A 16,417-nucleotide genomic window follows, 5' to 3' on the forward strand; every position below is an offset into this window, starting at 1 on the left:
GGGTACTCTTTTATTCGAGGACGTTCACATATAAAGGAGATATCCCGATGAAAAAACTCGTATCCGCCCTGGCCGTTATTGCCTCTGTTGGTATGTTCACCTCCGCCCAGGCGGCAGAAAGCTGCTCTGCCAAAGCCGCGGCACTGGAAAAAGAGATCCGTATCGCCCAGCAGTACGGTAATACCTACAAGGTCAACGGCCTGAAAAAAGCGCTGGCTGAAGTGAAAGCGCACTGCACCCCGGCAAGCGTACAGGCTGACGCGCAAAAAGAGGTGAAGAAGCTGGAGAAGAAACTGGCCGAGAAGCGCGAAGATATTGCCGAGGTTCAGGCCGATCTGCGTGAAGCGAAAGCCAAAGGCGACAGCAAGAAAGTGGCGAAATACCAGCGCAAACTGGCTGAAAAACAGAGCGATCTGAGCAGCATTCAGCAAGAGCTGAGCCGCGCACGCGCCGCGCTTGCCTCCCTGCAGAAATAACGCTTTTTTGTAAAACAGGTGAGGAGGCGTGAGCCTCCTCACCTTTTTGCGCTGCCTGCCATCATGATGCGACTCCATCTTCTCTGTTTTATGCTGCTGTTCGCCGTGGCAGAAAGTCGTGCGGCCAGCCAAAAGACGTGGGTGATCCTCAATAACCTCTATAAAGGGGCGATTTCGTTTGAGGTGTCTGACTCAGGGCCTTGCCTTAGCCAGCCGCTGATGGAGGAGTGGGGCGTACGTGACGCGGTGCTTGCGCGTCTGGTCTGGGATGCCAAAGGGTGCCTGACACCACAGTCTGCAGAGCAGTTTAACCTCAAATACTGGTATCGCCCGCAGGCGCAACTGCTGACGCTTCTGTTCCCGACAGACGCCATTAGCCCGCAGCAGAACGGCGTCAGCACCAGCCGCTGGGATGATGGCATCAACGCGCTGTTTATCAACTACCGTCTGGATGCGGATAACAGCCAGGCGCAGTATGACTGGGAGCGTTCCGGTACTGACGCCACGCTGAGCCTGGACAATGGCCTTAATGTGGGCCCCTGGCGTTTGCGTTATCAAAACACCTTCTGGCGTGAAAAAGAGGGACAACACGGTTCGTACACCAATGCGATGTCGCTCTGGCGCAGCATCACGCCGCTGCGTTCGCGTGTGACGCTGGGCGACGGCAATACCTCTTCAAATATGTTCGACAGCCTTGCGTTTTGCGGTGCATCGCTCGCCAGTGACGAGGCGATGTACCCTGATAGCTGGCGACCCTATTCCCCGTGGATCAACGGCTATGCCCGCACAGAGGCGGAAGTCACCATTCACCAGAACGGGGTACGTGTTTACCGTATTCACGTCCCGCCCGGGCCGTTTACCATTCGCGATTTTTATCCGCCGGACCCGGACGGCAACCTGGAACTGACGGTGCAGGAGAGCGACGGTACGGAGCGTACCCGCCTGCTGCCTTATTCCAGCATGCCCAATCTGGTGCATCACGGGCTCTTTAGCTACGAACTGGCCGCCGGTCGGTATAAGCCTTTTCACGGTATCGACAGGGACAAGGATCGCTTCTGGCAGAGTACGTTCTCGTGGGGAGTTGCCCCGCAAGTCACCGTGTTTGCCGGGCTGCAGCAAGGGGAGCACTATTTCAGCCAGGTCGCGGGTTTTGGCGCTAACCTCGGGCGGTGGGGAGCGTTTTCCGCAGATGTCAGCGCGGCTCGCTATACGCAAGAGGCGGAGACGCAACGGGGCAAGGTGTGGCGTCTGCGCTATGCCAAAGCGTTCTTTACAACCGAAACCAGCCTCACCGCTCAGCTCCAGTGGTATCCACGTAATGAACATTACCGGTCGCTGGAAGAAAAAATCACGCGGGCGGAGCTGCTGAGATACGGCTGGGACGATGACGTCACCCGGCGGGCGCTGCGCGGGCAGCTGGAGCTTAACCAGAATCTTGGCGAGGACGCCAGCCTGAGCCTGTCGTGGCACGGGTTGAAGTCACGTGAACCTGACGCAGGCAGCATGGGGATGACGCTGAGCCTGGATGCGACCTTACAGAACGTGGATGTCAGCCTGTACGGCGGTTATGAACGCTACGGTAAAAATCCGGATGAAACCACCGTGGGTATCAACATCAGTGTGCCTTTATCCCTTTGGGGGACGACGAGTAATGTCGGCTATATCACCGAGCTCGCCAGCCGGGGGGAAGATAGTCATGGAGTGAATGTGTACGGTTCGGCGTTGAGTGATTACAGCCTGCGTTACGATCTGCAGGCGACGCATACCGTACACCGCAATGATGAGTTGTCTGCGAGCCTGGGCTATCAGTACAACGCGGGCGAGCTGAACCTCAGTATGGTACGCGGGGGAACGCGCCGTGATTATCATGCCGACACCAGCGGCAGCATTCTGGTACACGCAGGCGGCGTGACGCTTGGCCAACAGCTCGGCAGCACCGCTGCGCTGGTGGACGTGCCGGACTCGCCTGGCATTGGCTTCTATAACCAGTTTGGCTCCACAACCAATGCCAGAGGTGAGCTGCTGGTGAGTTACTTAACGCCATGGCGAGTGAACCGCATTACGGTCGATAGCCTCAGCTTGCCGGAAAACACCGCGCTGGATGTGACGGAACTGGAATCGGTGCCCACCGATGGCGCGATTGTCCTGCTGCGTTTTCCCCAACCGGTAACCGATTGAAATAAAAATAAACAGGACAAAAAGCGAGACAAATCCCTACGTAAAATTACCAGGTAAAACGCGTATTCATCCTAATAGTTTGCCCTTTCGGGACTGCTTATGATTCGTCTCACTGACTGTTTTTCAATGGAGTGTAGATGAAGATGAAAGCAATTTTAATCGCCCTGCCTGTGGCGATGATCCCGGCTACCGTTCTGGCAGCAAATACGGAAGAAGGGTATTACGGTTCGGCAAAATACCTGCAGATTGAACAGCGTGCGAAAGAGATGGATACCAGCGCGCGTCCGGGTGTCGGGCAGTTTGTGGGCGGTAAAGAGAAAGAGCATTTTGGCGGCGCGGCGATTGCCGCAGGTTACCAGTTCGGTAACGGCTGGCGTACCGAAGGTGAATACACCTTTAAACAAAAAACGGAGTACACCAGCGGCTCCAGCACATTCGCGAACAGCTTTAACCACCTGCAGACCGAAACTGAACGTCTGATGCTGAATGTCTACCGCGATTATGAACTCGGCTATGGTGTCTCTGTTTACGGAACCGCAGGGCTTGGCGTGAGCAAGATCAAAGCGGGCGGCTGGCAGGGTAACGCCGGACGTGAATACGCCTCGACCACCCAAAGCAACCTGACCTACGCGTTAGGAGCGGGCGTAAGCTACACGCCGGTTGAGCGTCTGTATGTCGATCTGGGCTATCGCTATATCGATATGGGCAAGATCGAAAGCGGATATAACAATTTCACTAACGCGCGCGGCTTAAAAGACGAGCAGATGAAAGCGCATATTGTCTCTAACGAATTTACGCTGGGTATGCGTTACGTGTTTTAACCTGTTGTGACCGTCACTGCTTTAAAACAGGGCCAACACCGTGGGAGTGCGGGGTTGGCTTTTTTATTGCGCAAACAAAAAAGCCACTCATATGAGTAGCTTAATTATATGATTCTAAAGCTAAAATTTGGTGGCCCCTGCTGGTCTTGAACCAGCGACCAAGCGATTATGAGTTAGGGCGCAACTTCTTACCTAAAAATACTTATCTATAATTTTCAGTTGCTTAATGCCTTTTAATTTACTGTATAAATAACCAGAAATACTCTAAAATACTCGTTTGCGGTATCCTATAGGTATCCTAGAGCAAAACAAGCGATTATCAGGATACCCTGATCGCTTGGTATGGAGTGTTTGTGGAAACATTCAAGTTCACGAAAGCAAAACTCGAAAGCCTGCCCCCTGCAGAACGTGGCCAGGTGGAGTATGGTGATACCGTTGTTAACGGATTACGACTCCGGGTGGGGATAAGTGGCGCGAAGAGCTTTTGTATCTCCAGAAAACGTAATGGCAAATTTATACGGGCCACTTTAGGCAGATTTCCCGATCTTACTATTGATAATGCCAGGGCAAAGGCTCTCGAACTGCTGGGAGACGTAGCAACTACAGGCAGAAACCCTAACGTCGAAAAGCGCATCAATGAGAAGGCTTTGGTTACGCTTAATGATGCGCTGGACACCTATATCAAAAGCCGTGATGAACGGTTAAGCACCGATACAGCAAAACAGTATCGTTCCATCCTGCAAAATTTCTCTGGTGACTGGATGAAACAACCAATCGCCTCTATCAGCCGTGAACGGGTGGAAAGCAGACACAAAGCAGTTACTGATGGTTCCGTGTGGTTTGGTGCTGATAAATCAACGCTCCGCGCAGGGGTCGGAACCGGCAGTAAAGCACAGGCCGATCTCTGGGCTAGGGTGCTTCGTGCCATATACCGCTTCGCGCACGATCATTACCGTGACGATGAAGGGAAAACGCTACTTCCGGACCCGCCTACAATGGTACTGAGCACAAAGCGCAAATGGCATGGTACTGTGAGGAAGACTGAACGTATCCGCACCAATGAGCTTGGCAGGTGGTTTAACGCCTTATCGTCCGTGCGAGATTTTGCCGAACAGGGGCGCGATGATATAGCAGCGGCGGTTTGTGATGCTGTGGAAATGGCAATTTTTACCGGACTGCGTAAGTCTGAAATTTTAGAGCTTAGCTGGGATAGAGTTAATCTTGGAGGCCGATATTTTTGGATTGATACCACAAAGAACGGTGATCCGCTTGAACTCCCCATTACTGAAACTCTACTGAAATTATTTCGCCGCCGAGCCAAGATGAAAGCGGCAGATGGATTATTGGTTTTTCCTGGTGATAAAGGTGTCATTAAAGAGTACAGGCACATTATCGATCGCATAAGTGCTGCCACCGTGCCAGACCCAAACCCAGACCTGCTAAAACCCATCCCTTTCAAATGGCATGACGGCCGCCGAACCTTCGGCACCGTGGCTGAGCTGGTGGGGGTTGGTAATTATATCCTGAAACGCCTGCTCAACCACCGAACGATGAGAAGCGCTGATGTTACCCAGGGCTATCTGCATTTCAGTGCTGATGAGCTGATGGAGCCAGCTTCAAGAATAGAAAGGGCAATACTCGAACACGCCGGGATCATTGAGAGTAAAAAATCTCTGGATGCGAAGTTATTAATTGCTCTTGAAGGTCTGAGCGAAGAAGAAAAACGCCGACTCATTTTTGATTTATCCAAAAATATTAAGGTTTCTGAAAATGAATAGACAAATTGAACTCTCTGAGCAAATCAATAAATCATTTATTGAGGCTACTGATAAAATGAGCCAAGATGACAAACTGTCTCTTTATCAGGCTATTATGGATGGAAATAAAGATTTTGAGCGTGAAATTTTAAAAAAATACAATTATGCAACTGTAACGCCAGTTGAAAACATCATGAGTGATGATGATGCAGAGGCATTAGCCAGTTCTCTATTGAAAGATGAGGAAGGCGTTTTTAATGAGATGAATGATCTTTTTGAGTCTGCAAGCAAAGAATATTGGGAAAATGCAGAACGAATGAACGCCTTACCTCTGGAACAGGCTGATAAAATACTTAATCATGCCAGAGAACTGCAGTCATCCTTCAAAGAAAAAGAGCATGTTAATGCTGTACTACATGGTATCTATGGGGAAAATTCCTCAACTATCGTGAAGGCTGCAATCATTGCCGACCTTATTGGGTGTTTGGATTTGAGAAATGACCTGATGGTTTTATTTAATTCCATGGTAGAGAATGCCCACAATAGCAAGGCTATGGATATTTATAAGAAGAAAAAGATAATCAGCGAGGATAGAAGTTTAGCTAAAAAGGGTAAAACAAATAGGCACCATGCTACGGCCTTAAAAATTGCTTCCGATACATGGGTAAAATATCCAAATGCTAGCCTTGCGGGGCTTTCAGAAGATATCTCTGCACATTTGAGAAAATCATGGAAAGACGTGCCAGTGGCTGGGACAGTAGAGAAATGGTTAAAAGATTCTGGGTTGAATCCATCTGTTAAACCAAAAAATAGAAATTATGAGTTAATCGTATCAGTGGAGGGGTAAATCTCGTTTTACACCCTCTTAACTTGTAACCTAAGGAGTGAACCAGATATAAGTGTCCATATCTGGTTTCACTTTCTCCCCAAGTATATATATCAACAATAAAGTATCACCACTGTTAAGCAGAAATACATGGTGATATATATGCGTTTAATTACTTCCTCTGCCCAGCTGGAGCGCTTAACCCGAGCCGAAGCTGCGGCCTACCTTGGAGTTAACACTCAAACCCTTGCCAATTGGGCTCACACCGGAAAAGTGGGAATCCCGCACCATAAGGTTGGGCGCAAGGTTATTTACATGAGGTCAGATCTTGATAGCTATCTGGCATCAACCCGCCGCACGCAAACAGCCTGAGGATCAGCATGGGAAAATTACCTGAGCTTGTCCCGGTTAAAGCGGGAAGTATCAACGGGCAACCAGTTTCACTTGTGAGCGCGAAGCGCCTTCACTCTTTTCTAGATGTGAGACGGGATTTCACAAACTGGATAAAAGGTCGCATTAACCAGTATGGGTTTGCTGAAAATGTTGATTATCTGGTTTACGCCAGTTCTGGCGAAAACCCACTTGGTGGCCGCCCATCAGTTGATTACCTGATCACCATTGATATGGGTAAAGAACTGGCGATGGTAGAACGTAATGATAAAGGGCGAGAGGTTAGGCGATATTTCATCGACTGCGAACGCCAGGCAAAAACTAAATCCGTAATACCAGAATCACTACCTGAAGCGCTACGCCTTGCTGCTGATATGGCTGAAAAAGCCATAAAACTGCAAACCAAATTCATGGTCGTTGCGCCTAAGGTAGATTTTGCTGATCGCGTTGCTGATATCAGCAAAGGTATATCAATCCCTAACTATGCCAAAGCGGTAGGTGTTGGTCCGCTGAAGCTTTTTGAGTGGATGCGTCAGCAGGGAATACTCATCACTGGTGGCCAGCGCCATAACCTTCCAATGCAGCGTTATATCGATAGTGGATATTTTGCCGTTCGCCAGGGCACATATGAAACGAACGGTGAAATAAGAGCCTCATTTACGACAATGCTTTCTGGGAAAGGAGAGCTGTGGTTAACGAAAAAGTTGATAGCAGGTGGGATATTGCCGGAGGTGCCAGGTGCAGACGCATAATAAAACAAAAGCGGCCATGCAGGGCCGCCAATGTCACTACCAAATAATTCAGCATGGACAGAATACCAGGGTTAAAGCTGGTGGTCAAAAAGGTAGCCTGCGCACTTTTAAGCCAGCTTTTTTTGATCAAGTTTTAGGTTCTTCTTTGGCTTGCTTGCGTAAACGGCGTTTGATCTCATTTTCCAGGGCAGTAATAACAAACTGCCCTGTGCTTTCACCATCAATTTTTAATATCTCTACATTTTCAGCTATTTGGTGTGGGACACGAACATCGAATCTTTTGGATTTTGCGTTAATAGATTTGGTTGCCATTACTCAAGTCCTTGATATTAGGTGTCCGACAATAATATACGAAAAAAAGGCTATGGCAACACTTGACGTGTCCGACACCTGTAAATACCATGTGTCCGACACTTGGATTTTGCTTACGAGCAAAAACAGCGAAGCCCGAAGGTGCTACCAACACCAACGGGCCTCTGACCACAAACCGTTATCAGAGGTAACGATCATGGCTGAATTACAGCATAACCAAACTGAGAAAAAATTTACATGGCGTTTTTTGGCACTTAACCGCCATGACAAAAAAGCCAAGCCCTGCCGTCTGTCTGTTGAGGCGGCAACAGAACGTGAGGCCCGTCTCATTCTGGCCCCCCATTTCATTCTTTCTTTTGCAGCACGCCTGCCAGTATCGGAGGTGTGCCATGCGTAATATGTCGAGCCAACCTATTACCTCTCTCGCTTGCGAGCTGGCTGCTTTGCTAATGGTTGTTGAAGAGTGCGAAGTCGATCCTGTTGGCCGTGAAAATCTGATCAGCTTGGCAAGGCGTGTCTCTGACAACTTGGCCGCAACCATGGTCGAGCAAGGTTCGAAAGGGGGTAAAAATGCGTGATATCTATCATCAGTTGGCGAAAAGTGCCCCTGATTTTAAAAATTTCACTGATGAGGCCCTGGCTGAATCCAGCGATTTGTACGCTTCCTGGGCATTTGCCATTAATAGTGCGCTCACGCTGATTGGCAATCTGGCTTTCGACGCAACCAATGCAGAAGATTATTCAGATGAAGATGCCCGCCGTGACTTGATTTTGGTAAGCCATGCGCTGCGTCACCTCCCAAGAATGGCACAGGCGCTTAATCAGAGCAGTGATGCAGCTGATTATGAGCGCGGCCAGCGTAAAAAGCGGGAGGGAAACCATGATTAATCAGGTGAAGTTTAGCGAGCTGGAAAACCGTGTCGATTTACTGGTGAACCGTGTGTTGGAGTTAGAACAGCAGGTACGCACACTTAGAGAAAGCCAGGGAGGGGATATCCCTCCAGGTATGATTTCCGTCGCCACGCTGGCGGCTGAGTTCGGCATATCGACCAAAAAAGCCGAAGAGCTGGCAAAAAACACGGGCGTGATGCTGGTCAGAATGAAAGCTGGTGGCTTTATCGCGCCTGATAGCAAATTCAGAGAGGTGGCGAGGCAGGTTCTGCGCAGCGCTAAGCGCAAATATGGATCGGCGTACTGGTATCACCCATTACTTGGCAAATTTCAGATGAGCGGAGGTATCCCACAATGACCGATATTTTTGAAGTGCTGGGGCCATTGTTCCGCAAACTGACCGAAACCGTTATTGCTCATCAGATAGTGGAAACCGGTTCGGCAACACTGCTGGTGGAAAGTGATAAGTATATGGCCCGCTATCGCTTCACGCTGGAACCAGTAGCCACTTATAACGTGCTGGCGAAATTCATGATCTTCGGTTGTGTAGAAGAATTTGGCCAGGGTGAGGGCTTAACCCGGTTGCGCGATATTCTGCTGACCTGCTTTACCGACGATGGCGATATTAGCGAAATGGGGTTGCAGATAGTGAAAAGCTGCCACCTTGAATACCTGCATGAAGACTTGGAAGCGGAGATTTCCAATAAGGTGCTGCACTGATGAAGATGAAAAACGCCCCGAACATTAAGTGTCTGCCAAAGGATAAATTTACTGAGGCGATTATTTTTGCGGGTGATGATGCGTATTCGCACGCGCAGCACTGGATAGAGAGCGAGGGGAAAAGGGCGGGGGATGATGTACCGCCCGTGTATCTGGGTAAAAAGCAGCTGGAGGAGCTTGAAAGACTAAATATCATTGATCAAGGTCGCCGCTGCGTCCGTGTGATCCGCGCTGGTGAGCTTTCAGAAACACAGGTAAGCACCATAGCTACCAAACTGGCGCTGTCTGATGTGAAAGAGGCACGTTTGTTTAATGGAATGTTTGAGCCTCTGCCAAAAGAGAACTGGACGGACATACTCCCACGGCTTAGGGAACAGGTTGAGCGCGGGGAAAGTATTGTGGTGAATCTACCCGTGAGAAAACGGGAACCGAAGCCTGAACCGGGTGATGAACTCAAACCCCGTGTTGAGAGCCGTAACGATGGCCTGTACTGGATCACGCCAAAGGTGGATAAGGACAGCGGCGAAATCATCAATAACGAAACATGGCTGTGTTCGCCGCTTGAGGTGGTGGGTTCCGGTAGTGACGGGGCCGAGCGCTATCTAGTTTTACGCTGGCGTTCGCCACGTGGCCATGAAGATATTACCAGGGCGATACCATGTGCTGATATCGGTGAACGTGACGGCTGGCGTTCTCTTAAAGCTGGTGGGGTAAACGTAACGACTAAAAGTACATTCCGGGCAATTCTTGCCGACTGGCTACAGCAATGTGGTGCAGGGAAGGAATGGATCATCAGCCATACCACCGGCTGGCATCACGGCGCATACATCATGCCAGATGGTGAAGTGATCGGTGATCCAGAAATGCCTATTCTCTTCAACGGTCGTAGCGCGGCATCTTCCGGTTATGCCGTTGCCGGTACTGCTGAGAGCTGGCGGGATTCAGTGGCATATCTGGCCGAGGGTAATCCATCGATGATGCTTGGTGTGGCTGCGGCATTATCTGCACCGCTTATCGGGCTGGTGGGGGCTGATGGTTTCGGTGTCCATTTGTTTGAGCAGTCGAGTGCCGGTAAGACCACCACCGCCAATATTGCGAGTAGCCTGTGGGGAGAGCCCGACGCTCTGCGGTTGACCTGGTACGGTACTGCGCTTGGTATCGCCAACGAGGCAGAAGCGCATAATGACAGCCTGTTACCACTTGATGAGGTAGGGCAGGGAAGTAGTGCCAAAGATGTTGCCACTTCTGCTTACACCTTGTTTAACGGGGCTGGAAAGCTGCAAGGGGCTAAAGAGGGCGGCAACCGTGAGTTAAAGCGCTGGCGCACTGTGGCGATCAGCACAGGAGAGATGGATATTGAAACATTCCTGGCTGCTGGTGGAATTAGGGTAAAGGCTGGGCAGTTGGTGCGCTTGCTGAATATCCCTATGGAGAAATCCACGAACTTTAATGGGCTGCCTAACGGAAAGGCCCACGCCGATGCACTGAAAGAGGCATGGATTGATAACCACGGTGCAGCAGGGCGCGAGTGGGTCAAATGGCTGGCAACCCACCAGCAGGAGGCTAAACAGGCCGTGCGGGATGCCCAGACTCGCTGGCGCAGTCTTATTCCGGCTGATTATGGTGAGCAGGTACACCGTGTGGCTGAACGCTTCGCCATTCTTGAGGCTGCGCTAGTAACTGGTTCTCCGATCACTGGCTGGAGCGAGCAAGCCAGCCGGGATGCAATCCAGCATAGCTTCAATGCCTGGGTAAAAGAGTTCGGAACAGGTAACAAAGAACACCAGCAGATCATTGAGCAGTGCGAGGCCTTTCTGAACGCGCATGGTCTGAGCCGCTATGCTCCGCTGCCATACTGTCCGTCAGATATGCCTATACGCGATATGGCTGGCTACCGCGAAAGGGGCAAGCATGATGATTCGCCAATGGTGTTTTATACCTTCCCTTCTGCGTTCGAAAAGGAGATGGCGCAGGGATTCAATGCGAAGCAGTTCGCAAGAGTCCTGGCTGAATCTGGAATGTTGACACCACCTGCAAGCGGCAGGGGATACCAGCGTAAATCACCGCGTATTGATGGGAGACAGATTAACGTTTACGTCATTCAGTACCAGCAGGAGGGAGCAGAAGAATAATTACACGTGAGGGTTTATTTTGTTGGTTCAGTTGGTTCAGTTTCTTTTGGTTGTGTTCATATGGCTGTTTTATATGGTTTTAATGTCAAAAAAATGAACCAACACTGAACTAACAAATAGCAGTTTTGAACCAACAAACGGGCAATTTGAACCAACATTTTAGAACCTCATGGACTGAACCAACATGAAAATGCCCAATGTTGGTTCAAATAGGGGCTTTGTTGGTTCACCTATCTGAAAATAATCCTTATAAAACAATGCTATTTACACCTTGAACCAACTGAACCAACTGAACCAACATAGTTTTGTTTCTATACACAAAAAATAGAGGGTGTTATGAATATGAAAAGCAGTGACGACCTTGTTTATTCGAAGGTGCTGATCCAGAAACTGGTTGAGCATAAAGATATGTTTGGGGTTCCAGACAGCAAAACAGATTTGCAGCTTATGCCGCTTAGTGAATACCGGGAACTGGTGAAGCGAGAGGCTTACTTTTTTGTGGATCACAATGGATTTCTGCGTCACCAATTCTCTGGTGATGTTATGGCCGCGAGTAAAGAGCAGTTGAATATCCTTATCGAGGAACTTAAAGCAAAGCGAGAGCTGCTTGATGATGCTCTGGATTGCGCTAAGGAATAATTTTGTAAATTATTTATACTCATGCTTACTCATTCTTACCCCTGTCTCTGATGGGGGTTTTCTTTATATTTTTCATGTATATCTTGAAGAGTGGCACTCAGACGTGAGCCGCCACTGGCCGTTAAATCAAGCTGTAGCGAGTACAGCCTGAGAGATTCAGCAAAAGGTTTAACGGCCTCCCTTCCCGAGCTGGTTTCACGTCTCAACTTTCATTGTCACGAGAAACCATTCATGAAAAAACTGTTTGAACTGCGTCAGCAGAAAACCGCCCTCAAAAACGAAATGCGCTCAATGATCACCACTGCTGATGGTGAGAAACGTAGCCTGACCGATGAGGAAGGCAAAAAATTCGATGAGCTGCGCGCTCAGGCAGATGCGCTGGAAATTGAAATCAGCCGCCTTGAAGCCGTGCAGGAAGAAGAGCGTAATCTGCCTGGCACATCAATGACCGGTAAAAGCGTCACCAACGACGAGCTCCGCACCTATATCCTGACCGGTGAACGCCGCGCACTCTCCACCGCCGTTGGCGCTGATGGTGGCTATACCGTTATCCCTGAGCTGGACAAAGAAGTAATGCGCCAGATGCAGGACGACAGCGTTATGCGTCAGATCGCCACGGTGCGCACCACCAAATCCAATGAGTACAAAAAACTTGTGTCTGTTGGCGGTGCCGCAGTGAATCACGCCTCTGAAGGTGACAAGCGTACCGAAACGGCCACGCCGAAGCTGGAAGAAGTCGAAATCAAGCTGAATACCATCTATGCCTATCCGAAAACCACCCAGGAGATTCTCGACTTCTCCGAGGTGGATATTCTGGGCTGGCTCACCTCTGAAATCTCTGACACGTTCACCGCCACTGAAGATGAAGATTTTGTCAGCGGCGATGGCGTGAAGAAGGCTAAAGGCTTCCTGAGCTATCCGCGTGCAGCAACCGGCGATAAAACCCGTCCGTTCGGCACGCTGGAAAAAATGGTCACTGCCGGTGCTGCGCCGACCGCTGATGAGCTTATCGATCTGCTGTTTAAGCTGAAGTCCAAGTATCGCAAAAATGCGGTGTGGGTGATGAACTCAGGCTCCGCAGCAGCACTGCAGAAGCTGAAGAACGGCAACGGTGATTACATCTGGCGCGACCGTCTGGTAGCGGGTTCCCCTGACACTCTGCTGGGCCGTCCGGTGTACTACCTCGAAAATCTGTCTGACGCTGCAGCCGGTGAGCCGGTGCTGGCCGTGGGTGACTTCAAGCGCGGTTACTACGTTGTGGATCACACTACCGGCGTGCGTACCCGCCCGGACAACATCACGGAGCCGGGCTTCTACAAGGTGAACACCGATAAATATGTCGGTGGCGGCGTAGTGGACTCCAACGCAATCAAAGTGCTGGAAATCGCTGGCTCAGGTTCCTGATCCAGTTAACGAGGGGCTTTAGCCCCTTTTCAGCCTTTGTGGAGTCCAGTAATGAAAACTATCGATTTTGAAATCCGCACTACCGAAGTGAGCGCCAGCAACAAAAAGCTGGTGGGCTATGCGGTGCGCTGGAACAGTCTTTCAGAAGTGATCTGGGACGAGTTCCGCGAGCAGTTTGCGCCGGGTGCGTTTAAAGACAGCCTGGCATCCGGTAGCGATGTGCGTGCGCTGTACGAGCATAACTATACCCAGCTGCTGGGCCGCACTAAATCCGGCACGCTGGTGCTGTCCGAAGACGATACCGGACTGCGCTTTGAGCTGACCCCGCCGAATACCCAGCTTGGCAACGATGTGCTGGAGCTGGTGGAGCGCGGGGATATCTCCGGCATGAGCTTTGGTTTCCGGGCGCTGAAAGAGGCGTGGGATATTGCTCAGTCTCCATATCTGCGCACTGTTACCGCTGCTGAACTGCGGGAGATTACCGTTACCTCTATGCCTGCTTATCCTGAGTCTGGCGTGGAAATCGCGCATCGTTCGCTTTTCTCCCAACATCCTGAACTGCGCCGCGCTGGCGATAACCGTCGCCGCTGGGCTGAATTAGCGGGGCTCTGATATGTGGAATATCTGGCCGTTTGGCCGTAAGTCTGAACCCTCTGAGCAGCGCAGCATGACCATTGATGAATTTCTGGCGATGGCAGGGATTCCAAATACCGGATCAGGCGAGTATGTGTCTGCGGGTACTGCGGAATCTCTGCCGGCGGTCATGAACGCCGTATCAGTTATCAGTGAGGCGGTAGCAACAATGCCCTGCTATCTCTACCGCGTCCGTAATGATAATGGTCGTGAGGCGCGAGAATGGCTGAGCAATCACCCGGTGGATTTTCTCCTTAACGAGCAGCCGAACGACTGCCAGACGCCTTACCAGTTTAAACGCACGATGATGCGCCACTGCCTGCTGAACGGTAACGCCTATGCGGTGATCCAGTGGGGCCGTGACGGCCAGCCGCAATCCCTGCATCCGTATGCGCCGGGGGCGGTTGTTCCTGAGCGTATCGGCCAGCATAAGTACAAATACACCGTTACTGAGCCGTTTACCGGTGCTGTGCGCACCTACCTGCAGGAAGAGATTCTGCACCTGCGTTACTCCACCGATGATGGCTTTCTGGGGCGCTCGCCGATCACCATCTGCCGTGAAGCTCTGGGGTTAGGTCTGGCCCAGCAGCGCCACGGATCCAGTGTGATGAAAAATGGCCTTATGGCCTCTTCAGTCGTAAAAACAAGCGAATGGTTTGACGATATCAAAGGCAAAAAGGCGATGGATGCGCTTGAGCGCTACAAAGGCGCTAAGAATGCCGGGAAGACGCCTATTTTAGAGGGCGGAATGGACTTCCAGCAGTTGGGAATGAGCAATCAGGATGCTGAATGGCTGGCCTCCCGTCGATTCACCATCGAAGACATTGCACGCATGTTCAACGTGTCGCCCATCTTCCTGCAGGAATACAGCAACAGCACCTACAGCAATTTCAGCGAAGCGAGCCGCGCCTTTCTCACCATGACAATGCGCCCGTGGCTGGCAAACTTCGAACAACAAATCAAATCTTCGCTGCTGGTGGCCTCCCCCGTTCCGGGAACCCGCTATCAGGTGGAGTTTGACTCTGCTGATCTTCTCCGTGCTACGCCAACCGACCGTTACGCCACTTATGAGCGCGGCATCAAGAACGGGATTATGAACCCGAACGAAGCCCGCGAGCGTGAGGGGATGCCACCGCGTGAAGGTGGTGACGAGTTCAGCCAGGCATGGAAGCAGGAAGTGAAAATCAGTAGCGATAAGGGGGAAGAACAGTGAGAGCGGGAAGTATGAAACGCCGGGTGACGGTGCAGAACTATGTATCCAGACAGTCGCCATCAGGCCAGGTAATTAAAGAATGGAAAGACCTGTGTACGGTATGGGCTGATATCGCTGACGTGAGTGGTAAAGAGATAATTGCATCCGGCGCGATCATGAACCAAATCACCACCCGCATCTGGATCCGTTACCGCCCCGACATCCTGGCCGGTTTTCGCCTTCTGTGGCGCTCACCCAATGCCCGCGGAATGGCCTATTCGGTTGATGCTGTTATTCCCGACAAAGACCATACCCGGCTTGAGTTGCTCTGTAAGGGAGGGATTTTTAATGGTTGATCTGATCACCCTGGCAGAAGCAAAGCTGCACTGCCGTATTGATGATGATTATGAAGATGCGCTCATTCAGGCGTACATAGCTGCGGCGATAGAGGTCTGCCAGAAGCATATCGGCAAGCGATTTGATAACGGTCTGGAGTTCACCCCTGCTATCAAGATCGGCTGTCTGATGTACGTTTCTCAGCTGTATGAGTACCGCACGATGATTGGTGAAACCGATGCCAAAGAGATACCGATGGCTGTCTCTGCTTTGTGGTCTGTCTACCGTGATGTGGGGGTGTACTGATGCCGTGGCAGCCAATGCGCCGGTGCACCGAGCCGGGATGTAATAAGCGTGTTAAGTCCGGCAAGTGTGACGAGCATAAGCGAGAAGCGTGGCGGGCAGAGGATGCCAGGCGCGGCCACCGCCGCGCCCGTGGTTACTCAGTCTCATGGGAGAAGTACCGCGCTCAGTACCTTAAGCGCTATCCGCTGTGCGTTGAGTGTCAGAAGCTGGGCCTCTACGTTCCCGCAAAGATTGTCGATCACATCATTCCTATCAACGGCGGTGATGATGTTCTGTTCTGGCCTGAGTGGAATCATCAGCCGTTATGCCAGGCGCATCATAACCAGAAGACCACACAGCAAGACCCAACTACCAAAGCGAAGCGTAAAGCAGGGCTGTACCGCGAGCAGGAAGAGAGTGCAGCAGAGCGCAATAAGTGGATGTATGAGGCCCGCAATGAATGAGAAAGACGTGGTGAATCTGTATCGATCATTGATGCGATGCCGTGATGGCTTCATGAAGGGGCGCACCACACGCGATGAGCGCCAGCCAGTGAAGCGCAGGAGCGAGCGTGAGCGGGAGGTGATGGAATGCTTCCGCAACCGCTGACAGGCCGCATGGACGGGGTGGGGGAGGTTTTAAAGACAAAGCCCCTGCTGCAAGGCACCGCCTG

22 protein-coding genes are annotated in these 16,417 nt (G+C 51.1%); 21 read left to right on the forward strand and 1 reads right to left on the reverse strand.

The genetic code is table 11. From position 1 onward, the window contains the following. Positions 1 to 47: 47 nt before the first annotated feature. The 7 genes from ACOTZF_RS13725 to ACOTZF_RS13755 all read left to right on the forward strand — a co-directional run bounded on the left by ACOTZF_RS13725 (position 48) and on the right by ACOTZF_RS13755 (position 7,200). The gene (locus ACOTZF_RS13725; protein ID WP_013098815.1) at positions 48 to 476 is read left to right on the forward strand and encodes a DUF1090 domain-containing protein; all 429 of its coding nucleotides are present in this window, start codon (positions 48 to 50) and stop codon (positions 474 to 476) included. Between the two features lie 63 nt (positions 477 to 539). Continuing rightward, complete coding sequence (locus tag ACOTZF_RS13730; protein ID WP_230210018.1) at positions 540 to 2,654, forward strand: fimbria/pilus outer membrane usher protein; 2,115 nt, start codon at positions 540 to 542, stop codon at positions 2,652 to 2,654. A 137-nt stretch (positions 2,655 to 2,791) separates the two neighbouring features. Next, positions 2,792 to 3,475 (forward strand): outer membrane protein, encoded by a 684-nt coding sequence (locus tag ACOTZF_RS13735; RefSeq protein WP_013098813.1) that lies wholly within the window; start codon positions 2,792 to 2,794, stop codon positions 3,473 to 3,475. Between the two features lie 353 nt (positions 3,476 to 3,828). After that, on the forward strand, positions 3,829 to 5,253 hold the full coding sequence (locus tag ACOTZF_RS13740; protein ID WP_047716821.1) for an integrase family protein: 1,425 nt from the start codon (positions 3,829 to 3,831) through the stop codon (positions 5,251 to 5,253). Then, positions 5,246 to 6,079 carry a hypothetical protein gene (locus ACOTZF_RS13745; RefSeq protein ID WP_421636102.1) on the forward strand — a complete coding sequence of 278 codons (834 nt, stop codon included), beginning with the start codon at positions 5,246 to 5,248 and terminating at the stop codon, positions 6,077 to 6,079. The genes ACOTZF_RS13740 and ACOTZF_RS13745 overlap by 8 nt, the downstream gene beginning before the upstream one ends. A gap of 129 nt (positions 6,080 to 6,208) precedes the next feature. Next, positions 6,209 to 6,430 carry a helix-turn-helix domain-containing protein gene (locus ACOTZF_RS13750; RefSeq protein WP_421636103.1) on the forward strand — a complete coding sequence of 74 codons (222 nt, stop codon included), beginning with the start codon at positions 6,209 to 6,211 and terminating at the stop codon, positions 6,428 to 6,430. A gap of 8 nt (positions 6,431 to 6,438) precedes the next feature. Beyond that, positions 6,439 to 7,200 (forward strand): antA/AntB antirepressor family protein, encoded by a 762-nt coding sequence (locus tag ACOTZF_RS13755; RefSeq protein ID WP_421636104.1) that lies wholly within the window; start codon positions 6,439 to 6,441, stop codon positions 7,198 to 7,200. A gap of 126 nt (positions 7,201 to 7,326) precedes the next feature. Here the strand turns inward: ACOTZF_RS13755 and ACOTZF_RS13760 are convergent, their stop codons facing one another. Continuing rightward, the gene (locus ACOTZF_RS13760) at positions 7,327 to 7,512 is read right to left on the reverse strand and encodes a YlcI/YnfO family protein (protein WP_047716817.1); all 186 of its coding nucleotides are present in this window, start codon (positions 7,510 to 7,512) and stop codon (positions 7,327 to 7,329) included. A 196-nt stretch (positions 7,513 to 7,708) separates the two neighbouring features. Between ACOTZF_RS13760 and ACOTZF_RS13765 the strand changes: the two genes are divergently transcribed. The 14 genes from ACOTZF_RS13765 to ACOTZF_RS13830 all read left to right on the forward strand — a co-directional run bounded on the left by ACOTZF_RS13765 (position 7,709) and on the right by ACOTZF_RS13830 (position 16,353). Further along, the gene (locus ACOTZF_RS13765) at positions 7,709 to 7,909 is read left to right on the forward strand and encodes a host cell division inhibitor Icd-like protein (protein WP_047716815.1); all 201 of its coding nucleotides are present in this window, start codon (positions 7,709 to 7,711) and stop codon (positions 7,907 to 7,909) included. Further along, on the forward strand, positions 7,902 to 8,090 hold the full coding sequence (locus ACOTZF_RS13770) for a hypothetical protein (protein WP_047716814.1): 189 nt from the start codon (positions 7,902 to 7,904) through the stop codon (positions 8,088 to 8,090). The genes ACOTZF_RS13765 and ACOTZF_RS13770 overlap by 8 nt, the downstream gene beginning before the upstream one ends. Next, on the forward strand, positions 8,083 to 8,400 hold the full coding sequence (locus ACOTZF_RS13775; protein ID WP_421636105.1) for a hypothetical protein: 318 nt from the start codon (positions 8,083 to 8,085) through the stop codon (positions 8,398 to 8,400). The genes ACOTZF_RS13770 and ACOTZF_RS13775 overlap by 8 nt, the downstream gene beginning before the upstream one ends. Then, positions 8,393 to 8,761: a hypothetical protein gene (locus tag ACOTZF_RS13780; protein ID WP_047716810.1), complete on the forward strand. Its 369-nt coding sequence runs from the start codon at positions 8,393 to 8,395 to the stop codon at positions 8,759 to 8,761. The genes ACOTZF_RS13775 and ACOTZF_RS13780 overlap by 8 nt, the downstream gene beginning before the upstream one ends. Next, entirely contained in the window at positions 8,758 to 9,123 is a 366-nt protein-coding gene (locus tag ACOTZF_RS13785; RefSeq protein ID WP_421636106.1) for a hypothetical protein, read from the forward strand. The genes ACOTZF_RS13780 and ACOTZF_RS13785 overlap by 4 nt, the downstream gene beginning before the upstream one ends. Further along, positions 9,123 to 11,255, forward strand: coding sequence for a DUF927 domain-containing protein (locus tag ACOTZF_RS13790; RefSeq protein ID WP_421636107.1), 2,133 nt, complete (start codon positions 9,123 to 9,125; stop codon positions 11,253 to 11,255). Before ACOTZF_RS13785 ends, ACOTZF_RS13790 begins: the two co-directional genes overlap by 1 nt. Before the next feature lie 342 nt (positions 11,256 to 11,597). Continuing rightward, complete coding sequence (locus tag ACOTZF_RS13795) at positions 11,598 to 11,894, forward strand: hypothetical protein (protein WP_124040458.1); 297 nt, start codon at positions 11,598 to 11,600, stop codon at positions 11,892 to 11,894. 231 nt (positions 11,895 to 12,125) lie between these two features. After that, entirely contained in the window at positions 12,126 to 13,298 is a 1,173-nt protein-coding gene (locus tag ACOTZF_RS13800) for a phage major capsid protein (protein WP_047716806.1), read from the forward strand. Positions 13,299 to 13,349: 51 nt separating this feature from the next. Next, positions 13,350 to 13,910, forward strand: a complete 561-nt coding sequence (locus tag ACOTZF_RS13805) for an HK97 family phage prohead protease (RefSeq protein WP_421636108.1) — start codon at positions 13,350 to 13,352, stop codon at positions 13,908 to 13,910. 1 nt (position 13,911) lies between these two features. Next, complete coding sequence (locus ACOTZF_RS13810; RefSeq protein ID WP_421636109.1) at positions 13,912 to 15,144, forward strand: phage portal protein; 1,233 nt, start codon at positions 13,912 to 13,914, stop codon at positions 15,142 to 15,144. A gap of 11 nt (positions 15,145 to 15,155) precedes the next feature. Continuing rightward, the gene (locus tag ACOTZF_RS13815; RefSeq protein WP_234006851.1) at positions 15,156 to 15,479 is read left to right on the forward strand and encodes a phage head closure protein; all 324 of its coding nucleotides are present in this window, start codon (positions 15,156 to 15,158) and stop codon (positions 15,477 to 15,479) included. Next, positions 15,472 to 15,765 (forward strand): head-tail connector protein, encoded by a 294-nt coding sequence (locus tag ACOTZF_RS13820; protein ID WP_421636110.1) that lies wholly within the window; start codon positions 15,472 to 15,474, stop codon positions 15,763 to 15,765. Before ACOTZF_RS13815 ends, ACOTZF_RS13820 begins: the two co-directional genes overlap by 8 nt. Continuing rightward, positions 15,765 to 16,208, forward strand: coding sequence for an HNH endonuclease signature motif containing protein (locus tag ACOTZF_RS13825; RefSeq protein ID WP_421636111.1), 444 nt, complete (start codon positions 15,765 to 15,767; stop codon positions 16,206 to 16,208). The genes ACOTZF_RS13820 and ACOTZF_RS13825 overlap by 1 nt, the downstream gene beginning before the upstream one ends. Next, the gene (locus ACOTZF_RS13830) at positions 16,201 to 16,353 is read left to right on the forward strand and encodes a hypothetical protein (RefSeq protein WP_187808990.1); all 153 of its coding nucleotides are present in this window, start codon (positions 16,201 to 16,203) and stop codon (positions 16,351 to 16,353) included. The genes ACOTZF_RS13825 and ACOTZF_RS13830 overlap by 8 nt, the downstream gene beginning before the upstream one ends. Positions 16,354 to 16,417: the final 64 nt, after the last annotated feature.

Origin of the sequence: Enterobacter cloacae complex sp. SHL021 (assembly GCF_049237765.1) — a bacterium.
GTDB classification, from domain to species: Bacteria; Pseudomonadota; Gammaproteobacteria; order Enterobacterales; family Enterobacteriaceae; genus Enterobacter; species Enterobacter cloacae.